The following is a 24442-nucleotide window of genomic DNA, read 5'->3' as shown; positions in this document are numbered from 1 at the left end:
CGGTTGGTGCAGCACTTAAATACAACTTAGTCGTTACCAATACCGGCAATGTTACCTTAAACAATATCGCGGTGAGCGATGCCAATGCAGTGGTTACAGGTTCTCCTGTAGCGAGCCTTGCACCGGGTGCTTCTGTTACTTTGACTGCTGTACATACGATGACCCAGTCGGATCTCGATGGGGGAAGTGTGACCAACCAGGCTAAGGCTACGGGCAAAGATCCTAAAGGTAACGGTGTGGACAAGGATTCTGATGATCCTTCAACAGGAACCCCTGACGATCCTACAGTAACCATTATCCCTGCTGCTCCATCGATGAGTCTTGCAAAATCGGTGAACGGCACGGTACCGAACACGGTTGGTGCAGCACTTAAATACAACTTAGTCGTTACCAATACCGGCAATGTTACCTTAAACAATATCGCGGTGAGCGATGCCAATGCAGTGGTTACAGGTTCTCCTGTAGCGAGCCTTGCACCGGGCGCTTCGGTTACCTTAACTGCTGTGCATACGATGACCCAGTCGGATCTCGACGGTGGCAGTGTGACCAACCAGGCTAAGGCTACGGGCAAAGATCCTAAAGGGAACGGTGTGGACAAGGATTCTGATGATCCTTCAACAGCTACACCAGATGATCCTACGGTAACCATTATTCCGGCTGCTCCATCGATGAGCCTTGCAAAATCGGTGAACGGCACGGTACCGAACACGGTTGGTGCAGCACTTAAATACAACTTAGTCGTTACCAATACCGGCAATGTTACCTTAAACAATATCGCGGTGAGCGATGCCAATGCAGTGGTTACAGGTTCTCCTGTAGCGAGCCTTGCACCGGGCGCTTCGGTTACCTTAACTGCTGTGCATACAATGACCCAATCGGATATTGACGGGGGAAGTGTGACCAACCAGGCTAAGGCTACGGGCAAAGACCCTAAAGGAAATGGTGTGGACAAGGATTCTGATGATCCTTCAACAGGTACGCCAGACGATCCTACGGTAACCATTATCCCTGCTGCTCCATCGATGAGCTTTGCAAAATCGGTGAACGGCACGGTACCGAATACTTTGGGTGCAGCACTTAAATACAATTTAGTGCTTACCAATACCGGTAATGTTACTTTAAACAATATCGCAGTGAGCGATGCCAATGCAGTGGTTACAGGTTCTCCTGTAGCGAGCCTTGCACCGGGCGCTTCGGTTACCTTAACTGCTGTGCATACAATGACCCAGTCAGATCTCGACGGGGGAAGTGTGACCAACCAGGCTAAGGCTACGGGCAAAGACCCTAAAGGTAATGGTGTGGACAAGGACTCTGATGATCCTTCAACAGCTACACCAGATGATCCTACGGTAACCATTATCCCGGCTGCTCCATCGATGAGCCTTACGAAGACAGCAACAAATGTGGCGACTAAAGTAGGGGATGTAATTAATTATAAATTAATTGTTACCAACACCGGTAATGTGACTTTAAAGAATGTCACCATTACTGATGCAAAAGCAGATCCGGGAAGCATTATTCCTTTGGGCATCGCGGTGTTGCAGCCAGGCGCTCAGGTTACTGTGACTGCAAGGCACACCCTTACTCTTGCTGATGTAAACAGCGGCCGTTTTGCCAACCAGGCTACCGCTTCAGGAACAGATCCTAAGGGAGGGACAGTGGTAGTTGATTCTGATGATCCATCAACTCCTGCAGCTGGCGATCCAACTGTGACAATAATTACTGCAAAACCAGCAATTTCACTGGTGAAATCTGGAGTGCTAAGTACAGATGGAAACAATATTGTTTATACGTTTAAGATCAGAAACACAGGAAATGTTGAGCTGGCACCTGTTACGCTTACAGATAATAAACTGTCGTTGAATGTAATTGTAGCAACCAGACTGGAACCTGCAGCCGAGGTTTCATACCAGTACTCTTATTTGGTAAGCCAGGCAGACAGGGACAACGGAAAAGTAGAGAATACTGCTGAGGTTACTGCCAGTTCACCTTCAGGAGACAAGGTGACAGACCGCTCGGGTACAGCTGAGGATAATGATCAGCCTACACAAACCCTTATGCCACAGCGTTCGTCCATCGCGCTTGTTAAAACAGCGGTGGTATCCGGTAATTCAATCAACTATACCTTTACAATCACCAATACAGGCATGACGACTTTAACTTCGGTTACACTGAATGATGCCAAGGCTGGAATTTCAGGTCTTTTATTGCCGCTGCCTACAGGGCTGTTACCTGGACAATCGATCAGCCATAGCGTGGTTTATAAATTGAGTCAGGCAGACAGAGATTTAGGTAGCGTGAGTAATACGGCTAAGGTGGATGCGCTAACTCCGGAAGGCACACATGTAGGTGATGTATCTGGTTCTGACAGTACCAATGACAAACCAACCGTAACCCCTGTAACTCCATCTCCGGTAGCGGTGGATGATGTTGCCTCTACCAAGGCAAATCAGATCGTGAAAATACCGGTGCTGGGCAATGATGATGCTAAAAATTCAGGTTTTGACCTTAGCAGCATTGAGATTACTGCTCAGCCGAAAAACGGCACGCTAAAAATCAATTCTGATGGTACGATTAGCTATGAGCCACGTGCAGGATATACAGGAGGCGACGAGTTTACCTATAGGGTGAAAGATAAAGATGGATATTATACCAATATAGCTTCAGTTAAGATAACTGCTGACTTTAATGCCATCAAGGTGCCAAACCTGTTTACGCCAAATGGAGACGGAATTAACGACACCTTCGAGATCATCGGCCTGAACCAGTATCAGTCTAGCGAACTTACAATTGTAAACCGCTGGGGCAATGAGGTATTCCATGCCAAAGGCTATAACAATACCTGGACAGGAGAAGGATTGAACGAAGGAACTTATTTCTACCTGTTACGTGTAAAACGGACTGAGGGAAGTGAAGTTGAGGTATTTAAGGGATACATCACATTGATCAGGGCCTTTAAAAAATAATAAGAAGTTGAGGAGCCGGCATTGCCGGCTCCTAAGATAAGACAATGATGAAAAGAATTATTATATCAATAACCTGCGCACTAGTGCTGGTTGCCGGAACAGTTTCAGCACAACAGGATGCTCAGTACAGTCAGTACATGTTCAATGGGATTTATATAAATCCAGCATATGCCGGCTATAAAGAAGTACTCAATGCGCACACTTTTTACAGGAGCCAATGGACAGGCATCAACGGTGCGCCCAAAAGTCTTGCATTAGCAGTTGATGCAATTGCCAATAGTGGTAACGTTGGTCTTGCCCTTCAGGTGGCTTCCGACAAACTTGGTGCACAGAACAACCTGAGTATTTACGGAAACTACGCCTATCGCATCAAAATGAACGATGACGGAAGTTCCAGGCTTTCACTGGGGCTTGGTGTGGGCATGGTGCAGCTTGGTATCGATGGCGCAATGCTCAACCCAAATAACCCTGAACCCAACCAGCCTGTAGACGTTCAGCGTACGATAGTACCCGATGCGCGTGCAGGGGTTTATTTTGCCAATGACCGTTTCTATGCCGGGTTATCTGCTGATAATCTGATCGCCAGTTATGTTAATATCGACCGCTATGCGTTTATTCCACAGCCCAAGCCACATTTTTACCTGACGGCCGGAATGTTACTGCCGCTGAACGAATCCTTTCAACTCAAACCTTCATTTTTGATCAAAGATGACAGAGGAGGTCCTACAAGCCTTGACGTAAATGCATTTCTGATGATCAAGGATGTTTTCTGGGTGGGAGGTGCTTACCGCACCGGAGTAAAGCTTTATGACAAAAGCCATCTTCAAAAAGATCTGAGCATGCGCAATTCAGCTGTTGCCGCATTGCAGTTCTTTCCGTCGGAAAAGATACGGATCGGTTATGCATACGACTTTTCAGTCGGGCCGCTACAAGGCTACAGTGGTGGCACACACGAGATATCCATTGGATACTCCTTTATCAAACCGAACATCAGAATGGCCACCCCAAGGGTATTTTAATCACTATTTAGCAAGGAATCATGAACAACAAACACTTACTGGCCTGTTTTGCAGCTACGATAATCACCCTTACGGTTATCCACCCGGCATCAGCTCAATATATCCTCAAGCAGGCCGACACGGAATATGATTTATTTAATTTTAGCAAGGCGGCAGATTTATACGAGCAGGCCTACCGCAAGAAAGCAGTTCTGCGCACGGCAGAACGGTTGGCTTCGGCCTATGGGTACATGAACGATTACAAACAGACGGAAAGCTGGTATGCGATTGCCTCTGCCATGCCCGGAAGCAATGATCAAAATATCCTGAAATACGCCAGTGCCCTACAGCACAACGCAAAATATTCTGAAGCAAAGTCCCAGTTTCAGCGTTACATAGACCGCCATAGCGAAGTGACTGAACGGCAGCGCAACTTATGGCTGGGCTCGTGTGACTCTGCACTAAAATGGATGCGCAATCCAAGACCCATTGAGCTTATGAATGTATCTGCGCTCAACTCTTCTCAGTCTGACTGGGGGGCTGTTCAAAAATCCGGGCAGATTGTTTTTGCATCCGACCGCAATGCTCATTCAGAAACAACAGCGGCAAACAGGCCGTTTTTAAAGTTCGACGGTGCAAAGCGGCCCGATAAGGATATTTATGGCTGGACAGGAAACGGATACCTTAAATTATATGCGCAGCATATAGGGCAGGATAGTGTAAAAGTGATACCCATTTCCGGTAGTTCTGAGTATCATGTAGGGCCGGCAAGCTTCACAGGAGATGGAAAACTTATTTTCTTTACCATGACCAGGATCCCAGAAAGGACTAAACGGAGCGGAAAGGAACCTGCTACGATAAATGTTGAGCTCTACTCCTCACAAAGTGATGGACAAGGCGGCTGGCAGAAACCAATTCCTTTTCCCTTTAACAACGTAGCCGAATACTCACTCAGCGACCCCTACATTTCAGCTGATGGGCAAAGTCTTTATTTCTCCTCAAATATGCCTGGAGGAAATGGCGGAGCAGATCTTTATGTATGCACTAAAACGCAGTCAGGAGACTGGGGCAGGCCGGTGAATTTAGAGGAAATCAATACAGCTGGGAACGAGCGAACAGTTTCGTTTGATGAGCACAACAATATGTATTTTGCAAGCGACGGATATATTGGAATGGGCGGGCTTGATGTTTTTAGGGTTATTACTCATGCCGATAAAATAACAAGTATTCAAAACCTGGGATACCCGTTTAATTCTCCGAAGGATGACCTGGCTTATTTTCCGTCCAGCGCCCAATCGCCAGGATATCTCTCCTCAAACCGCGACGGAGGAAAGGGAAGTGATGATATCTATAGCGTGTCAATACAGATGGGTTCAACCTATTTAATAGCAGGAAGAGTTTTTGAAAAAGGAACTGGCCGGATTTTGCCAGGAGCAGTAGTGACTTTAGTTGGTCCCGGCGGCAAACGACTGTCTGTTGAATCAGCCCAAGACGGATCTTTTAGTTTTGAGGTTCCACTGGCCAGCTATACAATCAGTGGCGAGAAAACAGATTTCCGGAGCGAGGTCAAAACTGTGATGGAACCTTCGGCGCATGAGCAAACTGTTCGTATAGACCTAAATCTTGAGCGTATAAAACTTAACCAGGGCATCCGGATCGAAAACATTTATTATGATTTCGATAAATCGAATATCCGCAAGGATGCTGCTTTGGAATTAGATAAACTTGTACAGATCATGGAGGAAAATCCAACCATCTGGATCGAACTTGGATCGCATACCGATAGCAGAGGGGGCGACAGATATAACCAGCAGTTGTCGCAGCGCAGAGCAGAATCGGCGGTTGCCTATATTATTTCGCGGGGAATAAACCGTAACCGGATTACTGCCAAGGGATATGGTGAATCTGAACCTGTTAATAACTGCAAAAATGGTGTGGATTGTTCAGAAGAGCAGCACCAGCTGAACAGAAGAACTGAATTTAAGATTACTAAATATTAATGGATGCGACAGGTACTGACTGGTGTGGTTATTGTGTTTTTCGCCGCCATGATTTTACTATATGTGAATTTCATAAGATCAGAATGGGACAGTAAAAAGCGCCGTAGAAAGCGTTGAAGATTTCTCTCATTCGCAAAATACCTTCTGAGACACCTATAAAAATGGTCATAAAGCTAAATACAAAAACATAGCTTCTTGAACGTACCCTAATGCTGAATTTACGATTAATGGATAGCTACCTGATTTTTTAGGTAGCTATCTTTTTTCACTAAAGTTAATATAGCTAAATTTTTTCTCTCACACTCATTTAATTGTTTCATGTTCAAAATCAATTTGAATTTTATGCGAAGGCAGACGTATGTAATCAAAAAAAACATGACAGATCATGATTTTCTCATGCGGATCAGGATAGGGGACCTTCTTATAGATGAAAGTGGTAGAAAAGGAAGAGTCATCGCTATTGACAGGTATAATCGTATAGGGGAAGTTCATTATTACTTTCGACGAGACAAAGGCGGTACCATACTTTGCATTATATGATTGGGCTATTTATTAAACTTTTCAAAAGGTAAATCCCATTTTTAATAAGCAGACCAGCTAGAAACCGAAGTTATCAGAAAATGTGTAACAGCAATTTATCTGAGCCACCTTGCCAGCTTACATGCATAGTAGACTGTTCCAAAAATAAGTTATCACTATTTTAAAGGATTTACCAGTTGCAATTTGTTAATAATTTAAGATTTTAATAATATTGATCCCCCATTTGGTTATGGCCTAATGGCCAATATAGATACCTACCCATCTTCCAGCTAATTTTTCCTCTTATCAGGAAGTTCTTGTCCAGTTTGCCCGTTGCTAAAAAATCAATCAATATTTGCATTCCTCAGGCGCAGGGAATTGAGGATAACAGAAACGGAACTCAAACTCATTGCGAGGGCTGCGATCATTGGCGAGAGCAGTATCCCAAAAAAAGGATACAGCAGGCCGGCAGCAACCGGGATGCCCACAATATTGTATCCAAGTGCAAAAAAGAGATTGCCTTTGATATTTGCCATTACTTTATGGCTTAATAGCCTTACTTTCGCAATTCCATTTAAATCTCCTTTCACAAGGGTGATCTCGGCGCTTTGTATGGCCACATCGGTTCCTGTTCCCATGGCTATGCCGATATCAGCCTGGGAAAGAGCGGGGGCGTCGTTAATGCCATCTCCCGCCATTGCCACTTTCCTGCCTTCAGCCTGGAGACTTTTTATTTCCTTTAATTTATCTTCAGGAAGCCTCTGGGCTTTATAGCCGTCTAATTTCAGCGTTTCGCTAACTGCTTTAGCTGTATCGTCATTGTCGCCGGTAAACATCATGACCTTTATGCCCTCATTTTGGAGTTTTTGAATTGCAGATGCACTGGAAGGCTTAATCTTATCAGAAATCACAACATATCCGACAGCTTTTTCTCCTACAGACAGATAAGAGACCGTCTTGCCCTCTTTTTGAGCAGCCTTAACCTGCTCTTTTAATTCAGGATCTATTACCGCTTTAATCTGCTCCATTAATTTCTGATTGCCTAAAGCCAGTGTCTCCGATCCCAAATTGCCTGTTACGCCCATTCCCGTGATGGCCTCAAAGCTTGTTAGGGGCTTGACCTCTATCTTGTTTTCTTCGCCATAACGTAAAGTTGCCTGAGCCAGTGGATGCTCACTGCTGCTGTTCAAAGCCACAATTTTTTCAAGAATATCCTTTTGGGTAAAGTTTGAATTTACGCTAACCACTTTTTCAACCGAAGGTTTACCTTCGGTTACCGTTCCGGTCTTGTCGATGACCACTACATCAATAACATTCATTTTCTCCAGCGATTCCGCGTTTTTTATCAGGATGCCTGAATGTGCACCCTTGCCAACGCCCACCATTACAGACATAGGTGTCGCAAGCCCCAGCGCGCATGGACATGCAATGATCAATACCGCTATCGCATTTACAAAGGCATAAACATAAGCCGGATCGGGACCGTATAATGCCCATAATAAAAATGTTATAATGGATATGAGCACCACAACCGGAACGAAATACCCGGAGATCTTATCGGCCATCTTTTGGATGGGCGCTTTGGAGCGGCTGGCGGAATTTACCATTTCGATGATCTGGGATAAGAGGGTCTCCGAGCCTACCTTTTCCGCTACCATTACAAAAGTCTTATTTCCGTTGATTGTTCCCGAAGTTACCTTTTCGCCTGTTTTTTTCTCCACAGGAACCGGTTCTCCTGAAATCATCGATTCATCAATTACGGCTTCTCCGGTCTCAATGCTGCCATCTACCGGAATGCTTTCTCCAGGCTTTACCCTCAGCAGATCTCCTTTGTGGATGTCTTCAATGGGTACCGACACTTCCTTACCCTCAACCACTTTTGTGGCGGTGTTTGGGGCTAGTTTCAATAGTTCCTTAATGGCACTATTGGTTTTTCCATGCGCCCTGGCCTCTAAAAGTTGTCCGAGCAGTACCAATGTCAGGATAACCGTTGCGGCTTCAAAATAAACAAAGACCGTCCCGTGGTGCGTTTTAAACTGGGCAGGAAAAATATCGGGGAAAATCAGTGCGACCAGACTGAAAAGCCAGGCTACTCCCGCACCTATTCCTATAAGGGTAAACATATTCAGTTTCCAGGTTATCACCGATATCCAGGCACGCTGAAAGAACATCCAGGTAGCATAGAAAACTACAGGAATGGATAGTCCAAACTGAATCCAGTTCCAGTATTTAAGTTCCAGCAAATCAAACAGTGGGTTATTGGGAATCATTTCCGTCATTGCGATGACAAAAATGGGTATAGTAAAGGCTGCTGCAATCTTAAACTTTCTGAGCAGTGAATCATAAGTTTTATCTTCTTCATCCAGAACAGCTCCGGTAGGAACCAGATCCATCCCGCAGATCGGGCATGCTCCTGGCTTATCCCTGATAATTTCGGGATGCATCGGACAGGTAAACTGTGATGACCGGATCTTTACAGGCTGTTTCACCAGGTCCATTCCGCATACAGGGCAATGCCCCGCTCTTGGATAAGTCTTTTCGCCCTCGCAATGCATCGGACAATAGAACACTTCTCCTCCTTTGTTTATATTGTTTTTTTTAGCCGGTGAATTATGTTTGTATGCTGATGCTTGATGAACACTATATATTTGCTCAGGTGTCTTTGAAATCTCTTTTTCATGAGATCCCATCTCAATACTGTAATTTCCCACCGCAGATAGTGCCTTTTGCAATTTCTCGGTTGGGACATGTTTTTCCATGCTAATAATGGCTTCAGCCGGCTCAAGGGATACCTTTGCTGAAATGCCATCAATCGAGTTTAGTGCATTTTCAACTTTTGCCCTGCAGCCCTGACAGCTCATTCCGGTTATTTTATAGCGATGTTCCATGTTTTTAATTCTTAAGGATCTAAGGTTAATAACTGAGACTAGCACATACTATTCAATTTTACTCAAGTCACCAGTCTGCCCCCAGGGTTTTTTAGTCCTGTCGGATATATTTACGTTCAGCCGGTTCCGGCAATGTAGTTAGCGGGAACCTACATTTAAAAGCGCTCAATGTTAATTTTTACATCACAAATCTATATAAGGACCTGCAATTAGCCTTACACAATTTTCCTTATCTTTTATATAATTATAATAGCTTCTTATAAAAGATTTCATTGCCATAATTCTACGGGATAGCAGTAAGTTTATGGCTTGGCACAACCGCCTCATGGGTTGTGCTCAAAGTACCACAATGCAAATTATCGGGCTGTTGTGATGGATAAACTCGCACTAATAAAAGCAATTTTTCTCTCCTAAATCTTCCCATGTTCCAGATGCAGCTTTAAATTGCAATTTGAACCCTTTTTTTGCATCTTGATCTTTTAAACAATAAATCGTGAGCGGATGATATCCCTCATCAAGTGTGACAGCCCTTTGAACGGCTTCCCCGGTTTTATAATCAAAATCAGCATCTAGCAAATTAAATTGATGAAGCTTGACAAATGCACGGTTGTCAGAAACAAGTTTAAAGGTATATAATCCTCTTTTTGGGATTTTGATAAAGGTTTTATACATGATCATTCCTTTTGCCGTTTTAATTGGAACGGGTGATTTAGTAAGACCAGATTGATCAGCACTTTGAGCATTTAATAACGGTATAAATTGGAAATCTCCTTTGAAAAACGACCATTTTATGCCTTTTTTCGTGTTTTTCGGAACAGCTATACCAGGTACCGGTGTACCATCATAAGGACGCAATGCATCTGGATCTGAAATTCTTATCTGCAATACCTTAGCTTTCATGTTAGCTTGCAGCTTCTCGAAACCGTTTTGACCGGCCAGGTTATTTTTTTCTTTTGGATCTTTTACTACATTATAAATTTCAAACTTATCATCCGCTGATTTGATATTATATCGCACCCCCACAAAATCTCCTATTCTGATCAGCTGCATCTGATTGCGTTTTCTGCCAGCATGTCCAGGTTCGAATTGATCAAAGTCCGGTGTATTACCAGCCTCAAAATATTCACTATATACCAAAGCTTTATCCTGCTTTCCGATATTGGTTAATGAAGGAAGCAGGGATACACCAGTTGTCCTTACCGGTGCAAAGGTTTTAGCGGCTCCTGCAAAGGTGGGTAGCCAATCGGAGAGCATTGAGGGAGTGTTTACCACTTTGCCTGCGGGAATGTGTTTCGGCCAAACCGCTAATGAGGGCATACGCACCCCACCTTCCCAACAATCACGTTTTATTCCATCAAAAGGACCATAGCTACTGAAAAAAGTGGGTTTAACAGCTACAAAAGATTTGGGTAGATAAGATTCTATCGATGGACCGTTATCAGAGGTGAAAACAACCAGTGTATTATCATCGATTTTTAAATCTGACAATAATTTTCTGATATCGCCAACGGCATCGTCAAGACGTCTTACCGCTGTTGCATATCTTTTATAGGTATCTGGCCATGGAACCTTCGGGGTATTTGGGTCTTTATCATCATCATAAGTAGCAGCTGCATAATCAGAATGAACATAACTATCAACAGTGCCAGAAGCGGTATTGATCATCTTTCCCTTTTGACCGGTCCATTGCAGTCCTCCCTTTAACCCACCACCTGTTGGGTACCCTTGGGTTGGCAGCTCGAGTACTGCATGTGGTGCATCGTAAGCCAGATACATGAAAAAAGGTTTTTTCTTCTGATTATTCTGCTCAAAATTTATAATGAAATCCTTTGCTTTTGCAGTCCATAAATCGGTGGTATAACACTTTTCCAATCCTTCGGAAACTTCTTTATAGTTGGCCCAAATTTCTTTTTTGCCTCTATATATGCCTTCTACAGGATAGTGCTCATGGCCATCTGCATGGCGCATATATCCGAAATAATCATCAAAACCTCTTTTTAAAGGATGTGCAGGCCAGTTTGGTTTTTGTTTTTCATCGGCTCCCTGTAAACCCCATTTCCCTATGGCAACAGTGGTATAACCTGCATTTTTTAATACCGTGGCTATGGTATGATTGTTTTCCAAAGCTTTATCGAACTGATTATCCCGGATGGTGGCATTACCCTGGTTGACGCCAGTTATTAAAGATGCCCTTGATGGTGCACATACCGGAGCATTTGCATAATGCTGAGTCAATATAGCTCCCGATTTTGCCATTTCATCTAAATGTGGGGACATTAAAGCAGGAAGGCTTTTGCCCCTTTGATTCTGAAACAGGATGCCAAGATCGCCATATCCAAGGTCATCCACTAAAATGTAAATGATGTTTGGTTTTTGCTGGGCGCATACATTAGCATTGATTGAGAAAAATGAAATGATGAGGAAACTAAAAATCAGTGCTTTGCTTTTACGGTTTTTCATATTAAGAATAAAGGAACGAAAATAAAAAAGACAATAAATGATGTATGAAGAAAGTTACCGCCATAAATTTAATGGGCGGTAATTACTGATTGTTGGATTATTTCCATCCTGGATTTTGCACGATTTTTGAATTGAGCACAATTTGGTTTGATGGAACCGGATATAATTAATCGTATTCTGGAAATGGACTTGGGATATGCCCAAATAGGAGATATAACCTGCAGTTGCTCCGTTCTGAATGGAAATGATACTATTGGCAGGGACGTCTGTTCCCTTTATTGCTAAGACTAAACTCAAAACACTATAAATTTAGATTAAGATAGTTATTTTAATGATTATGATTTATTATTTTTTATTGATCGCTAATTGCCTTGAATAATAAGGTCTATAGCAGTTTGTATTCAAATGCATAATTATTTCTGTTTTTTTTGATCTGATTACCAGTATATCTAACCTTCAGGTAAGTACCCAACTAACCAGTAAGTACTTGTTCGATAGTGATATATAGGCTTACTTTACAGAAAAACTTAAATATATGATGCCGAAAGAAATTATTACTGCTTATTTGGAAGCCTTAGGTAAAGGCGATATAGCTGTTGCATTTTCCTACTTTAGTACAGATGCGCAATGGCACCAGCCAGGATCGCATCAATTTGCCGGATTAAAAACTGGTCCTAAAGAAATTGGTGAAATGGTTGGTGGAATGATGGAAGCTACCCAAGGCACTTTTGCCCTAAAACCAATCGGGAACCTGATGATCAATGGCAATATGGTAGCGTTACCTGTTAACTTTACTGGTACTATCGAAGATCGGACTATGGATATGACAGGCGTAGATCTATTCGAGGTAAAAGATGGTAAAATCATAAATGTATGGTTGTTTTCTGATGATCAGGAGCTTGAAAACAAGTTCTGGGGAGAGTAATTTGGCGCGCTATTTTATTACGACCGAAATTAAAGAGGGCATTTCTATTGAATGCCCTCTTTTAGCACACCCAAATTCATAAAGCTTTTAATTAAGGGGATGTGTTCCCATAAGAATAGCCCTTAGGGGCTAACTTTATTTGCCTATAACTGGTTAAATTACTTCTAATGATCCTATTCCTAAGCAATAATTGTTTATTAGGTAAAACCATAGATTTAATGTAACATTGTTGCATCAAAAGACTCAGATCTAACTGATAGATAGCGGCTGTGAAGCATGTATGCTGCCGGTTTAACTACCAGACATAAAAAAATAACTTATTACTTTTAATGAAAAACACGATTTTAAGCCTGAAAACAATCCTATTGGGATTGACTACATTACTTTACCTTCAGCATTCTGCATCTGCCCAGAATGTCAAATCAGCCACGCCCGTAAATGAAAAGCGATCAAAGACTGATACCATAAAATGGGATAATGACCATTACCTGGTCGACCGTGATTCTGCATTCAAAAATCCACTCCTTGCAATAAAAAAACTAATGGGAGGAAACAAAAGATTCGTCGAGAACAGATCTACCCGCCCTAGGCAAAGTGCAGAAACCATAAAAAAATTGGGCTTTGGACAAAAGCCTTTTGCAACCATCGTAGGCTGTTCTGATTCTCGGGTTCCCAGCGAAGTGGTTTTTGATCAGGGTTTAGGTGATCTTTTTATCATAAGAACTGCCGGACAGGTTTCATCAGCAGCATCTTACGGTAGCATGGAGTATGCGGTACTTAAATTGTATACCCGCTTAATTGTGGTTTTGGGCCATTCAGAATGTGGCGCAGTAGCCGCTGCAGTAGAACGGCCGGAAAATGTTCCAGGCCATATAGTTACCTTGATAAATGAAATTAAACCAGCTGTAGCAAAAACCGCAAAAATGGCTGGAAATCCGTTGAATAATGCTGTGAGGCAAAATGTGATCGATCAGGTAAATGTATTAAGGGATCTAGATCCAATCCTGCACAGCAAATATTCAAAAGGAGAAATTTTGATTGTAGGGGCCGTGTACGATATTCATACAGGAAAAGTAGAATTTTTAAAAGAAACGATGCAGAACCTTCCCGGCAAAAAACGCTAAATAATCTAAGTTCGTTTACTTTATAAATACGGGAATATTCATAAGCCCCGAGGCGTACCTCGGGGCTTATCTAGATTTTTGAATCTTGACTTCGATTTCAGGACTTTAAGCTAGAAAACGATAACGGCCGCCTGGCTCAGGAATTACCGCTCATCTATTGATTATTGGTGTCGGAAAGGCAATTGGCTGAGTTTTCTCAATTTGTCAACCAATTCACCTACACTGCCTTTCCTTTGGTTCCTGAAAGCAAGGTCCGTATATAGTGTTGCACAATACTTGCTTTTACTTTTTAAATTTCTCCATTCTGCCCAGAGCGAATCATAGTGCTTTATCGATTTATGGATTGCATTATTATCCATTTTTCCTTTGGTTTTCAATTTATGGGCTTCCAGCATGAGGCGCCACATTTCTTCTATTAGCTCAAATTTTATCCGTCCATAGGTACAAGAGACACGAACTGCTTCCTGATTTTCTGCATTTGGAAAGGTTATTTGATTGGATAAGCTTTCAATCTGTCTCCAGATGGCAGATGCTTCTGATTTTTCCCAAAGTACTTCTGGTTCTTTATGTTTTTCGATGATCTCTGCAATCACCTCCTCATTAGCTTTGGCAGAAAAATACTGGTCACGGCTCCACCAAACCTGATTGGAGGCATAACTATTGAGCTGACCCTTGCGAACTCCTTCAATGGTGAGTAAGTTCAATTGTCGGAACAGATCTGCTTGATAACCCCGAAGGCCCAGTTTTTCGGAAAATTCGTTAAAAATTGCTTCCTCCGTTTTATTGGGATGTAGTGCCCATTGCGAAACCACGTAAGTGTTTAAATCTGTCCAGATTTCGCTTTTGGTATAAGGACCGTCCCAACCTCCACCATTAGACCAGGTGAGCACCCCACTGAGCAGTCCGTTGCTCAACATCTCCCTTATACCTCTTGGTTTAGACCGATCGTTCTCTCTGCCTGTAAATTTATGGCTACCAAAGGCGATCTCGTATTTTGTTTCAGGCCAGCCATCAATAACGCCTTTGGCTGTATAATAAGGATGTGCACCCTTTCCATAAGCTTCCATCCTGGACTGTGCTTCTACAATCTGTTGATGATTTCCTATTCCTATCGTCGGATTGAAAGGGGTCATCCTATGGAAGTCATCCTGTTGATACTTGATCACAAAAATAAGGTTTGGATGGGGCTTTACTTTGTTGGTTACCGCCAGATAGTATTCCGGGTTGGTATGAAAGTTATATCCAAAATCCCAGGTGCGGTAGAAAAGTTTTTTGTTCCTTTTTTCGCATACTTCCTCACGAAGTAAATTTAGCATCGTAATCTGGTCATCAATGCCTTCCTTGCCGTTTCTGATAGGCCCACCGCCCATATGATAAGGAGTATCCTGTAAATAAGTCTCGCCAAAGCGAAGGGTGAGCCCGCCTAGATCAGGGAACCTCTTGAAAATTCCGTCTATCTGAGCACGCAGAAGTTCCTGGGTCCGCCTGCTCTGCATATCTGGTTTTGCAGAACGTTCAGCCATTCCTCCTGTACCTTCTACTGTCCCGGTCCCCCTGATTTCTTTTCCAAAGCGGTCCCAAACCGATTTTGGAAATACAATGAAATCGGTAAAAGGATAAACCTGGATCCCTGCTTTTTTGCAAGCCTGTAACTTACGGTCTATCTCGGCAGCTTTAGCTGTAACCCACTTTCTTTCCTGCGCTCCTAAAGGCAGCAATCCCTTCTGATAATCGTCATAGGTGATGGCACAGTTTACAAACCAGTGGGTTACCATTCCATTGAACCCGTTTGCTTTCATAACCAAAGGGTCATTATACTTGGTTTTATACGGTTCCTCACCTGGATTGTTATGCACCATATCCATAATATATGTCAATGGAGCATGTTCGGTCTGGCCGTAAGCCTGTTTGCAAAATGCAAACAGGCACGGTAGTAGATAATATATGATTTTTGTACTGAACATGGTTAGTAGCCTGGGTTTTGTGTCAGGATTGCATCCTTATTGCGTTCGATCTCCCGCTGGGGAATAGGCCAAAGGTTATTGAATGGCTGAATGTTGGCGGCTAATGGATTTTTGGCAATATTTACGGTACGTTCATAGACCATATTAAGTCGCGACAGCGTCAGCCTGCGTTTCTCTTCAATCCCTAATTCTCTCATCCTTTCATCCAGGATGTAATTGATGGTAACATTACCTTCCAAAACAGGGCTGGCATTTGCACGAGAACGTATCGCGTTAATATCCTCAGCGGCTTTAGTTTTATCCCCAGTGCCCAGGTATGCCTCAGCGCGTATAAGATAGGTTTCTGCCAGTCGGAACATATATTGATCTGTGTAAGTGCCGCCTGCTGCAGGGCTCAGTAATAGGGTTGCTTTATTTGAAAAAAGGCCATCGGGATGTTTTCCAGGAGTGGTGCATTTTGATTGGTAAGCGTAGAAAGCTCGGCTAGGAACGGTAACCCCGGCAGGAGGCGCTTCGGTTGAGACCGTTTTGCCAAAATAGGCCGTCTTACCTGGATCGTTATAAACGTACGTTCTAACAAAATTAAAATTTGAGTTGCGCATATCATTGTTAAAGTCACTCGCCCATATTGTATTTGAGAAATAGGTTGTGGATATTGCCCAACCGATTCCCCGCCCGCCAGTATAATCTGATACTGGCCATAGAAATGGCTTGGTACCATTGCTAAGTGTGACATCCCTGATCAAGGGTGCAATCTGTCTTTCTAATCTGTAACTGCCTGCGATATCCGTTGCAGTGGAAGAGCCCCCGGGAATATCATTTTCAAATTGGATTACCCAGATGGATTCTTTATTGCCACTTGTCCTATTCTGGTTTTTCGGCCTGAATAGATCCCAATAAACATCTCCGGGATCTGTAGCCTGAGCGCCAAACCTGGTTTTCATCAAGGCCATGTTACTGTTGTTAATAACAAGGGAAGCAGTTGAAACCGCATCATTGAACTGACCGGCAGCAAGATACACCTCTGCCAGTAAGTGCTGCGCGGCTACATTACTGATCTGTCCCTCCTGCACAGTTGTGATGCTGGGAAGATTGCCAGCAGCAAACTTCAGGTCTTCAATAGATTGTTTTAGCACTTCCTCGCGGCTGGCCCGTACATAATCGGTCTTCGGGCTTGTCACCTGGTGCAATTCGATGGGAACCCCGCCATAAAGATAGGCAAGCGTGCGGTAGGCAAATCCCCTGAAGAACCTGGCATTGGCCTGAACGAAAGTTATATCATTGCCCGCTACCTGCGATGCGCCTAACTTATCCAGAATGGTGTTGCTTTCTGAAATTATTTTGTATAAACGGCTCCAGTGGCTTACCAGATAAGTACTGGTAGGGTTCGTGGAGGTGGTGTAGTTACTAAAACGTTGTGGACCACTTGGCTGTCCGTCATATACTAGGTCAAGGCCATAGATATAATCAAATGGGTTATTCTCATCCGAGGTATAGAACTCGGTACGCACAATGTTGTATATGTTGTAGATAGAAGCATTAAAATCCTTAAGCGTATTGAAGGAGTTTGTAGTACTTGTGAAGTCCAGGGGCTTTTCATCCAGAAATGCTCTTTTGCAAGAACCGGCCGTCAAGAATATAATTAAAACAAATATTTTTAGTGAATTTTTCATAACCATCGAATTAGAACGTAACATTTAAACCAGCAGAATATCCCCTTATAATCGGACTGGCTCCATAAGCCAGGCCTTGCAGTGTCTCCGGATCCCATCCACGCCATTTGGTCCATAGGGCAAGATTTTTTCCGCTTACGAAAACCTGTAGACTGTTCAGGCCTAGCTTTTTAGTGATCCGGCCGTCAAAATTGTACCTTAATGATACTTCCTGTAGCCTGATGAAATTTCGTTGCTGATAAAGCTGTGGATCTACTGCAGGTACGCTGCCCGTAATCCTGTACTGTGCACCGGGATTTGATGGTGTCCAGTAGTCGATTTCCTTGAACCAGTTGTTCCTGATTGCATTATCACCCTGTTGGATCCCCAAATCAGTCCATGGATTGTTCACATTCATATAACCGTTTTTTCCACCTTGTACAGCATTAAGAAAAACAAAAAGGGAAATATTTTTGTAACTGAAAGTATTTCCGAAACTCACCCTGTAAGCAGGTTCCGTATAACCAAGGAATGTCCGGTCATTCGCGTCTATCTTTCCGTCACCGTTGAGGTCTACCAGCTTATTGCTTCCAACAGCATAACCTGAAGGAGGTGTTTCCCCTAACTGCCATAATCCATTAGTCTGATAGTTGTAAATTGTACCTATTGAACGGTCAACAAAAAGATTGCTCGCAACCAGGTCCCCGGTACCAAGGAGCTCTTTTATCCGGTTTTTATTGGTGGCGAAGTTTATAACAGAGTTCCATTGAAAGTTCTCTAGCTTTAAGTTAATGGTGTTCACATTTATTTCAGTCCCTGAGTTCCTGATCCTGCCCACGTTACTTGGTATAGACGAAAAGCCTGTTATTTCCGGGATATTGATGTTATATAGCAGATTGCTTGTAATGGTGTTATAATAATCTACACTGCCGGAGATTCTTCCTTTCAGTATAGAAAAGTCCAGTCCTGTATTTATCCCAACCGTTTTCTCCCAGGAAAGATCATTGTTTCCCATCGAATTTACAACCTGGCCAAACAAGGTCGTTCCACCATCACCAAATACATAAGCGGCACCCTGGCCAACTGTTGCAAGCGAAGCATAACGGTTGGTAAGATTCCCATTGGCGCCATAGCCTATTCTCATTTTTAAGTTGTCCAGCCAGCTAAAGCGCATAAATGATTCATTGCTTGCCACCCATGCAAATGCTGCTGACGGGAATATGCCCCATTTGTTGTTGGAGGCAAAGCCCGAAAAGCCATCCCGCCTAACCGTTGAGGTGAGAATGTATTTCTGGCGGAAGCCATAGCTCAGCCGCGCCGTTTGGTAATTGTATGTTTCGCTGTAAGCGCCCGAGGATATCTTTTGTATTGTTGCCTGGTCGAGTTTGTTATAGCCTAAAACAATATTGTTATATCCGGTACCATTGGCATTGGTGGTCTGGTAACCTGTTGATCTGGATCCATACACCATGGTGAGGTCAAGGGAATGGATATTATTTAAAGTTCTCTTGTAGGTGAGGATGTGATCCAGCGTACTGTCATAGGTATTATCATTTGTCTTGGATGCTGCTCCCGTAAAATTTGCAGCATACTGATTAGCGGAGTAGTTTTGGTTCCAGAAATAATTGTTACCATAGTTTATACGGTAGGAAAGTCCCGGAATGAACGGTAGATTCAGAATGCCATAGAAATTGCCCGAAAGATTGTTCCTGCGGTCATAATTGTTTCCCAAAGTAGCCAGGAAAGGATTGTTGATGGAGGCATTTGGGGTGAGTATGATATTTCCAGCTGCATCATAGGGTGTGTTCAATGGACTGTAAAGCATGATATCCCTCAAATTTGGCGATAGACCGGAATAATCAGCGAAGGAGGCGAATGCATTTGTACCGACTGTTAACCAATCAAATACCTTTGTTTCCAGATTCAATCTTACCGATTTCCTATTGAACTGATTATTGATGATAAACCCTTTCTGCTTGGTATATCCACCTGATAAGAAAAAGTTGGTCTTTTCGGTTGCATTGCTGATGCTTACCTGCTGGTCATATAAAAATCCGGAATTCGTAGCGGCACCGTACCAGTCAAAATCAGTACCATTATCATAACCAGCCTGTTGTGTGGGGTCGAGTGCGGAGCGAACATTAAAGGCAGGATTAGGGGTTGTATACTCAGGAGCCAGATATGCCGTACGCCAATTGATGTCCCTGATCTTCTGGATGAATTGTTCCCTGTTAAGGGGATGCAGGATATTTGCAGGATTCTGTGTAGCATAAGATGAAGAAAAATTGATGATCGGCTTGCTACCGATTTTCCCCTTTTTTGTAGTGATCAAAAGCACTCCATTTGCAGCGGTGGCACCATATATTGCCTTACTGCTTGCATCCTTTAGTACATCGACAGATGCTATATCATTGGGGTTGATCCTGGAGAGATCGCCAGCATAAACGATACCATCTAAAACGATCAGAACGCCTTGAGAGCCACTTAGTGTAGATTGCCCCCTGACTTGTATGCTTGGGGTCTGCCCGGCAGAGGTTACCGGCCCAACATTCAAACCAGGAACAGCGCCCTGTAGGAGCTGGGCAATATTTGAATTTGGGGAAGTCCGGAAAGACTCCAGATCTGCCCTGACAATCGATCCGGTGACATCTGATTTTTTTTGGGTTCCATATCCAACAACGACCACCTCATCCAGATTTTTTGGTGTCGGAACCATTTTGATGACGATTGCGTTTCCCTCCACATTTTGATATTCCTGGGTTTGATAGCCAAGGTAGCTTACGACTAAAACGGCATCTTCGGGCGCCGAAATGGCAAAATTTCCGGATGCATCGGTTGCCGATATGGTCTTGGTGCCTTTGACGCTTACTGTAGCGCCGACGATAGGCCCACCGGTTTCATCGACGACCTTCCCCTTAACTTGGACGGGAGATACGGCACTGGGTATAGTTTTAGGGTTTTCGGTTTTACGCTTAAGCACTACCGTTTTATCGATAATGCTGAAAACAAGGGGCTGGTTTTCAAGAATGATGTTCAGCGCTTTGTCCAGCTGGACATCTTTTATCGAAACAGAAACCCTGAGGTCTTTTACAGAAGCATCTTTGTAAAAAAAGGTATAGCCGGTCTGTTTGCGCAGCTCATCGAAGACCTGGGATAACGGTGTGTTTTTTTTAGATATGCTCACATTTTGAGCATACCCTTTTACCGATAACAATAGGCATGTACTAAGAAGTAGGAAAATGGCTGATTTTGTTATCGAAAATCGTATGGCCATAACCGTCCATGTGGACGGCGTTTCCGCACATGAATTTAATTTCATAATTTTGGTTTGATTTGGTTAGTTGAAAAATGCATTTGTTGGCTGGCTCGATCAAAGCCGGAAGTGTTTGCAGCACTTTCGGCATTTTGGCCCTGATTAATAGTGTATTTGATTCGTCATAGTCATTTATTAAGGGTTTTACATTATTTATTTAGGGTAATACAATAAGCTTTCTGTTTTCAAGTTTGAAATGTATATCGCCAAAAGCCAGGATTTTGAGTGCCTGGTTAAGCTTGATATCCCGGCGGATCTGTCCCTGGAAGAAATCATTTGGCACTTCACCTTTATAAACGATATCGACATCATACCATCTTGAAAACTGTCTAAGCAACGACCTAAGATCGGTGCGGTTGAAAATGAAGTACCCGTTTTTCCAGCCCACGACGTCGGAGGCATTGACCTTTATAATCTGGATTCCATTTGCCTGGGAGAGTGCCTGCTCATTGGGATGGATTACTTTAAACCCATTACTGTTAGTGCTGGCTACCTTCACCTTTCCCTCAAGCAGGGTAGTCTTGGTTACGGTTTCGTCCTCATATGCACTCACATTGAAATGGGTTCCGAGCACTTCTACGGTTTGTTTAGGTGTAACGACCAAAAACGGTTTATGACGGTTTTTGGTAACTTCAAAATAAGCTTCTCCTGTAAGATAGACTACACGCTCCTTATTTTCGAAAACCTTCGGGAAGCGGATAACAGAGCCAGAATTCAGCCAAACGTGTGTGCCATCAGAGAGTGTTAACTGGAACATACCCGAGCGTGGCGTGCTAAGCGTATGATAGACCGGCTGAGAATGGTCAGTTGAACCAGGGCGGCTCAGTTGGCTGTAGACCAACCTGTTTCCCGAAATTTTGCTGACCTTTGTTGAAATGTCGGTCTTGAGGTCGCCATTGCGGGCATGGGCAAGGTCGATTTTCTCGCCGTTATCAAGGGTTAATGTCGCCCTATTCGATCCCGGTAGCGCATCATATTGTATTGCTGACTGAACGGGTGCAGCCACTTTTGGGGTCAGGTATATCTTTGAAAGAAGGCCAAGACATATAAGAACGGTAATAACGGCCGCCGCGGAAAATAATGCTATTCTGCCATAGGATGGTCGTTTGACGACATTAGGAGTGATTTCCTTGAGGATAGAATCCAACATTCTTTGTTCTAACCCATATTCATCAGCGCCCTTATCTTTTTCCAGGTGCTTATGCGATGAATTGTACCATCGATCAAATTCTTCCCGTTCGGCCAGACTTATCGTATTTTCCTGCCATTTTTTGGCAAGTTCCATCATCCGTTCGATATTTTTATCACTATTCATCAAGCCCGTTTTATATACAGACAGCGCTGGAAGGAAAATCCCTATTTAAAAGATTAATTTTTTATCGAAAAGAACAAAAGCGCGAACAGCAGGATAGAAATAGATTCTTTTATTGTTTTTCTCGCCCTGGCCAGGTGGGCTTCAACTGTTTTTTCGGATATCGATAGTTCCTGCGCTATATTTTTTTGAGAGTAGCCGCTGACATATTTTAAATTAAAAATAACGGCTGATCTACTAGGGAGGACACTTAATGCCTTCTGGATGTGTAGCTGCAGTTCGGAATAACTGATCTGCTGCAGGGTGCTGTAATCCGCTTCAGAATGGGTTTTTTTAGCCGTTTCCTCGTACCGGAGAATCTTCGCCTTTTTTGCCAGAAAATTGATTACCTGATTTTTGACTGCCACCGAAAAATAGTTGTCGAAGCCCTTAATAATTTCAAAGTGTTCACGATTACGCCATAGGTTACAGAAAATTTCCTGAACGATTTCCTCGCACGCATACGCATCGTTGATGCGGCTTTTGGCCGCGGAGTATATTTTTTTCCAGTATCTGGTATAAATTTCTATAAATGCAGATTCTTGCCCCAATCTTAAAAGTTTGGATAACTCATCATCGGTCAGCTTTCTGTTTAGCGGCATAGTTTGATACTACAATTCAGATAAATTCTATTGGAAAAAAATTAATTGCTGGTAAACCTTATAAGCCTTCAAAAAGCCAGCATATCAGGGACTTCCATTATAATTACTTTTGCGAATGTAATTTTTTTTCTCAAAAGTGCAAATTTTTTAAAGACAAGTATTTGATTTCTCAGTATCTGGAAGTTGCGTTTCGATCATAGGTAAATACTAAGCTCCTGCATGCCAATAGCAGTACCTCCGTGAGATTTTCTGTGAAGCAAGTTTAATAAAATCAAGCTTTTGTGGGAAAGTTGACCAACAATGGTTTGTTATGTGCCCATCTAAGTGACAAATAAAGTTTGGCCGACTCGCTCATTTTGATTATTGCCTCACCAAGTATTAAAATGTCTTTAAGGACCAATCTTCCGCGACCGGATAGATACGAAAAACCCCAGTCCTGATCATTATCCAGGGTACCCAACTTTCAGGAGTGATAATCAGGAAGGATAATGTACCTACCGTCATCAAAAATACAAGAAGACATGCAATCATGCTGCACAGTGGAGTAAATCTGTAGAGCCCTACAAATATGCCTGTGATGATTAGAAATAATCCCAACCTCATTGTGATTTAATAAAACTAAAAAGGTTGAGAGGCAATATCGAATAAAACCTGAGAGTCTTTTGAAATTATATGGTTTTCTTAGTAATATAAATTAGTTACTTTAATGCTTGATGGTAGTGCTCAGCTTTGATTTAATCAGAGCTGGCTAGATGACAAATAGGAATCTTTCTAATTATTTAACGGTACAATTAGAACATAGGGTTGTTATTGCCACGTTCATCAGGCATCGGCATCATTGCATCCCAATGTTCAGCTAATTTCCCATCTTCTATTCGATAAATGTCGATAAATCTCCATTCTTTTCCAGCCATTTCATAACGGGAATGAAGAAAAACAGTATCACCTTCCGCAACAACATGTTTAAACATGATTTTTTGTTTGGGAACACCTTGTGAAATAAGCATTTGGAGAAGCGCTTTCACGCCCTCGGGCCCATCGGGTGTTGTGGGGTTATGCTGTATGAAAGTGCTGCTCATGTATTGATCTACTCCTGTGGCATCCAAGTCGCCAAAAATTCTTTGATAAGCGGTAATAGCCAGCTGCTTGTTTGTTTCTTCCTGTGACATAAGTTTATATTTTAGAAATTACTTGTACGAAGGTAGGCTAACGACTACCTTCGTACAAGTACATACCAAATGGTTAGGTACTTACTAAATGGTTAGAAACACTGGGTGTCAATGGAAAAAAATCAGAAAATTATTTTACAGTCAGATGAAAACTGTCCGGTAAGGAAGTCGTTGATTATATTGAATGGTAAATGGAGACTGTTAATAGTATTTCAAATAAACGAACGCGTATTAAGATACGGAGAACTTAAAAGAGCTATTCCCGGTATCAGCGAAAAAATGCTGATTCAAGAGTTGAATTTTTTGGTAGAGCATAAATTTGTAACCAAAAAATCGTTTCCAGAAATCCCTCCAAGAGTTGAATATAGTTTAACCAAACTTGGCCTGGATACATTTCCTATTATTGACAAACTTGCAGCATTTGGATTGGAAAACTTATAACCATCTATCACAAATAACTAAGCTAGTAAAATCCATTTCGAAAAAGCAGATCCTTTGACCGAAAATTGCC

General features: G+C 42.8%; 17 protein-coding genes. 6 read left to right on the top strand and 11 right to left on the bottom strand.

What is annotated here, in order from left to right; translation table 11 throughout:
• The 3 genes from LQ201_RS25425 to LQ201_RS25415 form a co-directional block, all read left to right on the top strand.
• A partial coding sequence (locus tag LQ201_RS25425) for a gliding motility-associated C-terminal domain-containing protein (protein WP_230146718.1) occupies nt 1-2966 on the top strand: 2966 nt, incomplete at its 5' end.
• A 47-nt stretch (nt 2967-3013) separates the two neighbouring features.
• A complete protein-coding gene (locus tag LQ201_RS25420) occupies nt 3014-3985 on the top strand; it encodes a type IX secretion system membrane protein PorP/SprF (protein ID WP_230146717.1) in 972 nt (323 codons plus the stop codon).
• Nucleotides 3986-4005: 20 nt separating this feature from the next.
• Nucleotides 4006-5964 (top strand): OmpA family protein, encoded by a 1959-nt coding sequence (locus tag LQ201_RS25415; RefSeq protein ID WP_230146483.1) that lies wholly within the window; start codon nt 4006-4008, stop codon nt 5962-5964.
• Nucleotides 5965-6827: 863 nt separating this feature from the next.
• Here the strand turns inward: LQ201_RS25415 and LQ201_RS25410 are convergent.
• From LQ201_RS25410 to LQ201_RS25400, 3 genes are all read right to left on the bottom strand, one after another.
• A complete protein-coding gene (locus LQ201_RS25410; protein WP_230146482.1) occupies nt 6828-9371 on the bottom strand; it encodes a heavy metal translocating P-type ATPase in 2544 nt (847 codons plus the stop codon).
• Nucleotides 9372-9758: 387 nt separating this feature from the next.
• Nucleotides 9759-11831, bottom strand: coding sequence for a sulfatase-like hydrolase/transferase (locus LQ201_RS25405; RefSeq protein ID WP_230146481.1), 2073 nt, complete (start codon nt 11829-11831; stop codon nt 9759-9761).
• Between the two features lie 54 nt (nt 11832-11885).
• Complete coding sequence (locus LQ201_RS25400; RefSeq protein ID WP_230146480.1) at nt 11886-12128, bottom strand: hypothetical protein; 243 nt, start codon at nt 12126-12128, stop codon at nt 11886-11888.
• A gap of 238 nt (nt 12129-12366) precedes the next feature.
• Between LQ201_RS25400 and LQ201_RS25395 the strand changes: the two genes are divergently transcribed.
• Together LQ201_RS25395 and LQ201_RS25390 are read left to right on the top strand one after the other, a co-directional pair.
• Nucleotides 12367-12756: a nuclear transport factor 2 family protein gene (locus LQ201_RS25395; RefSeq protein ID WP_230146479.1), complete on the top strand. Its 390-nt coding sequence runs from the start codon at nt 12367-12369 to the stop codon at nt 12754-12756.
• Nucleotides 12757-13085: 329 nt separating this feature from the next.
• Nucleotides 13086-13880 carry a carbonic anhydrase gene (locus LQ201_RS25390; RefSeq protein WP_230146478.1) on the top strand — a complete coding sequence of 265 codons (795 nt, stop codon included), beginning with the start codon at nt 13086-13088 and terminating at the stop codon, nt 13878-13880.
• A 161-nt stretch (nt 13881-14041) separates the two neighbouring features.
• On the opposite strand, the gene LQ201_RS25385 is transcribed toward LQ201_RS25390, so the two are convergent.
• The 8 genes from LQ201_RS25385 to LQ201_RS25360 form a co-directional block, all read right to left on the bottom strand.
• On the bottom strand, nt 14042-15844 hold the full coding sequence (locus tag LQ201_RS25385) for a hypothetical protein (RefSeq protein WP_230146477.1): 1803 nt from the start codon (nt 15842-15844) through the stop codon (nt 14042-14044).
• A 2-nt stretch (nt 15845-15846) separates the two neighbouring features.
• On the bottom strand, nt 15847-17517 hold the full coding sequence (locus tag LQ201_RS25380) for a RagB/SusD family nutrient uptake outer membrane protein (protein ID WP_230146476.1): 1671 nt from the start codon (nt 17515-17517) through the stop codon (nt 15847-15849).
• 10 nt (nt 17518-17527) lie between these two features.
• Nucleotides 17528-20680: a SusC/RagA family TonB-linked outer membrane protein gene (locus tag LQ201_RS25375; RefSeq protein WP_230146716.1), complete on the bottom strand. Its 3153-nt coding sequence runs from the start codon at nt 20678-20680 to the stop codon at nt 17528-17530.
• A gap of 286 nt (nt 20681-20966) precedes the next feature.
• Nucleotides 20967-22124 carry a FecR family protein gene (locus tag LQ201_RS25370; RefSeq protein WP_230146474.1) on the bottom strand — a complete coding sequence of 386 codons (1158 nt, stop codon included), beginning with the start codon at nt 22122-22124 and terminating at the stop codon, nt 20967-20969.
• A 53-nt stretch (nt 22125-22177) separates the two neighbouring features.
• The gene (locus LQ201_RS25365) at nt 22178-22762 is read right to left on the bottom strand and encodes an RNA polymerase sigma factor (protein WP_230146473.1); all 585 of its coding nucleotides are present in this window, start codon (nt 22760-22762) and stop codon (nt 22178-22180) included.
• Nucleotides 22763-23033: 271 nt separating this feature from the next.
• Nucleotides 23034-23222, bottom strand: coding sequence for a DUF417 family protein (locus LQ201_RS25765; protein WP_371823074.1), 189 nt, complete (start codon nt 23220-23222; stop codon nt 23034-23036).
• Complete coding sequence (locus LQ201_RS25760; protein ID WP_371823073.1) at nt 23141-23365, bottom strand: DUF417 family protein; 225 nt, start codon at nt 23363-23365, stop codon at nt 23141-23143. Before LQ201_RS25760 ends, LQ201_RS25765 begins: the two co-directional genes overlap by 82 nt.
• A 188-nt stretch (nt 23366-23553) precedes the next feature.
• Entirely contained in the window at nt 23554-23931 is a 378-nt protein-coding gene (locus LQ201_RS25360) for a nuclear transport factor 2 family protein (protein ID WP_230146472.1), read from the bottom strand.
• A gap of 111 nt (nt 23932-24042) precedes the next feature.
• Here LQ201_RS25360 and LQ201_RS25355 point away from each other — a divergent pair, with 111 nt between their 5' ends.
• Nucleotides 24043-24372, top strand: a complete 330-nt coding sequence (locus LQ201_RS25355) for a helix-turn-helix domain-containing protein (RefSeq protein ID WP_230146471.1) — start codon at nt 24043-24045, stop codon at nt 24370-24372.
• Nucleotides 24373-24442 lie beyond the last annotated feature (70 nt).

Source organism: Pedobacter sp. Bi126, assembly GCF_918698245.1.
GTDB lineage: Bacteria > Bacteroidota > Bacteroidia > Sphingobacteriales > Sphingobacteriaceae > Pedobacter.
The sequence above is the reverse complement of the archived record's forward strand: the minus strand, read 5'-3'. Positions and strand labels throughout refer to the sequence as shown.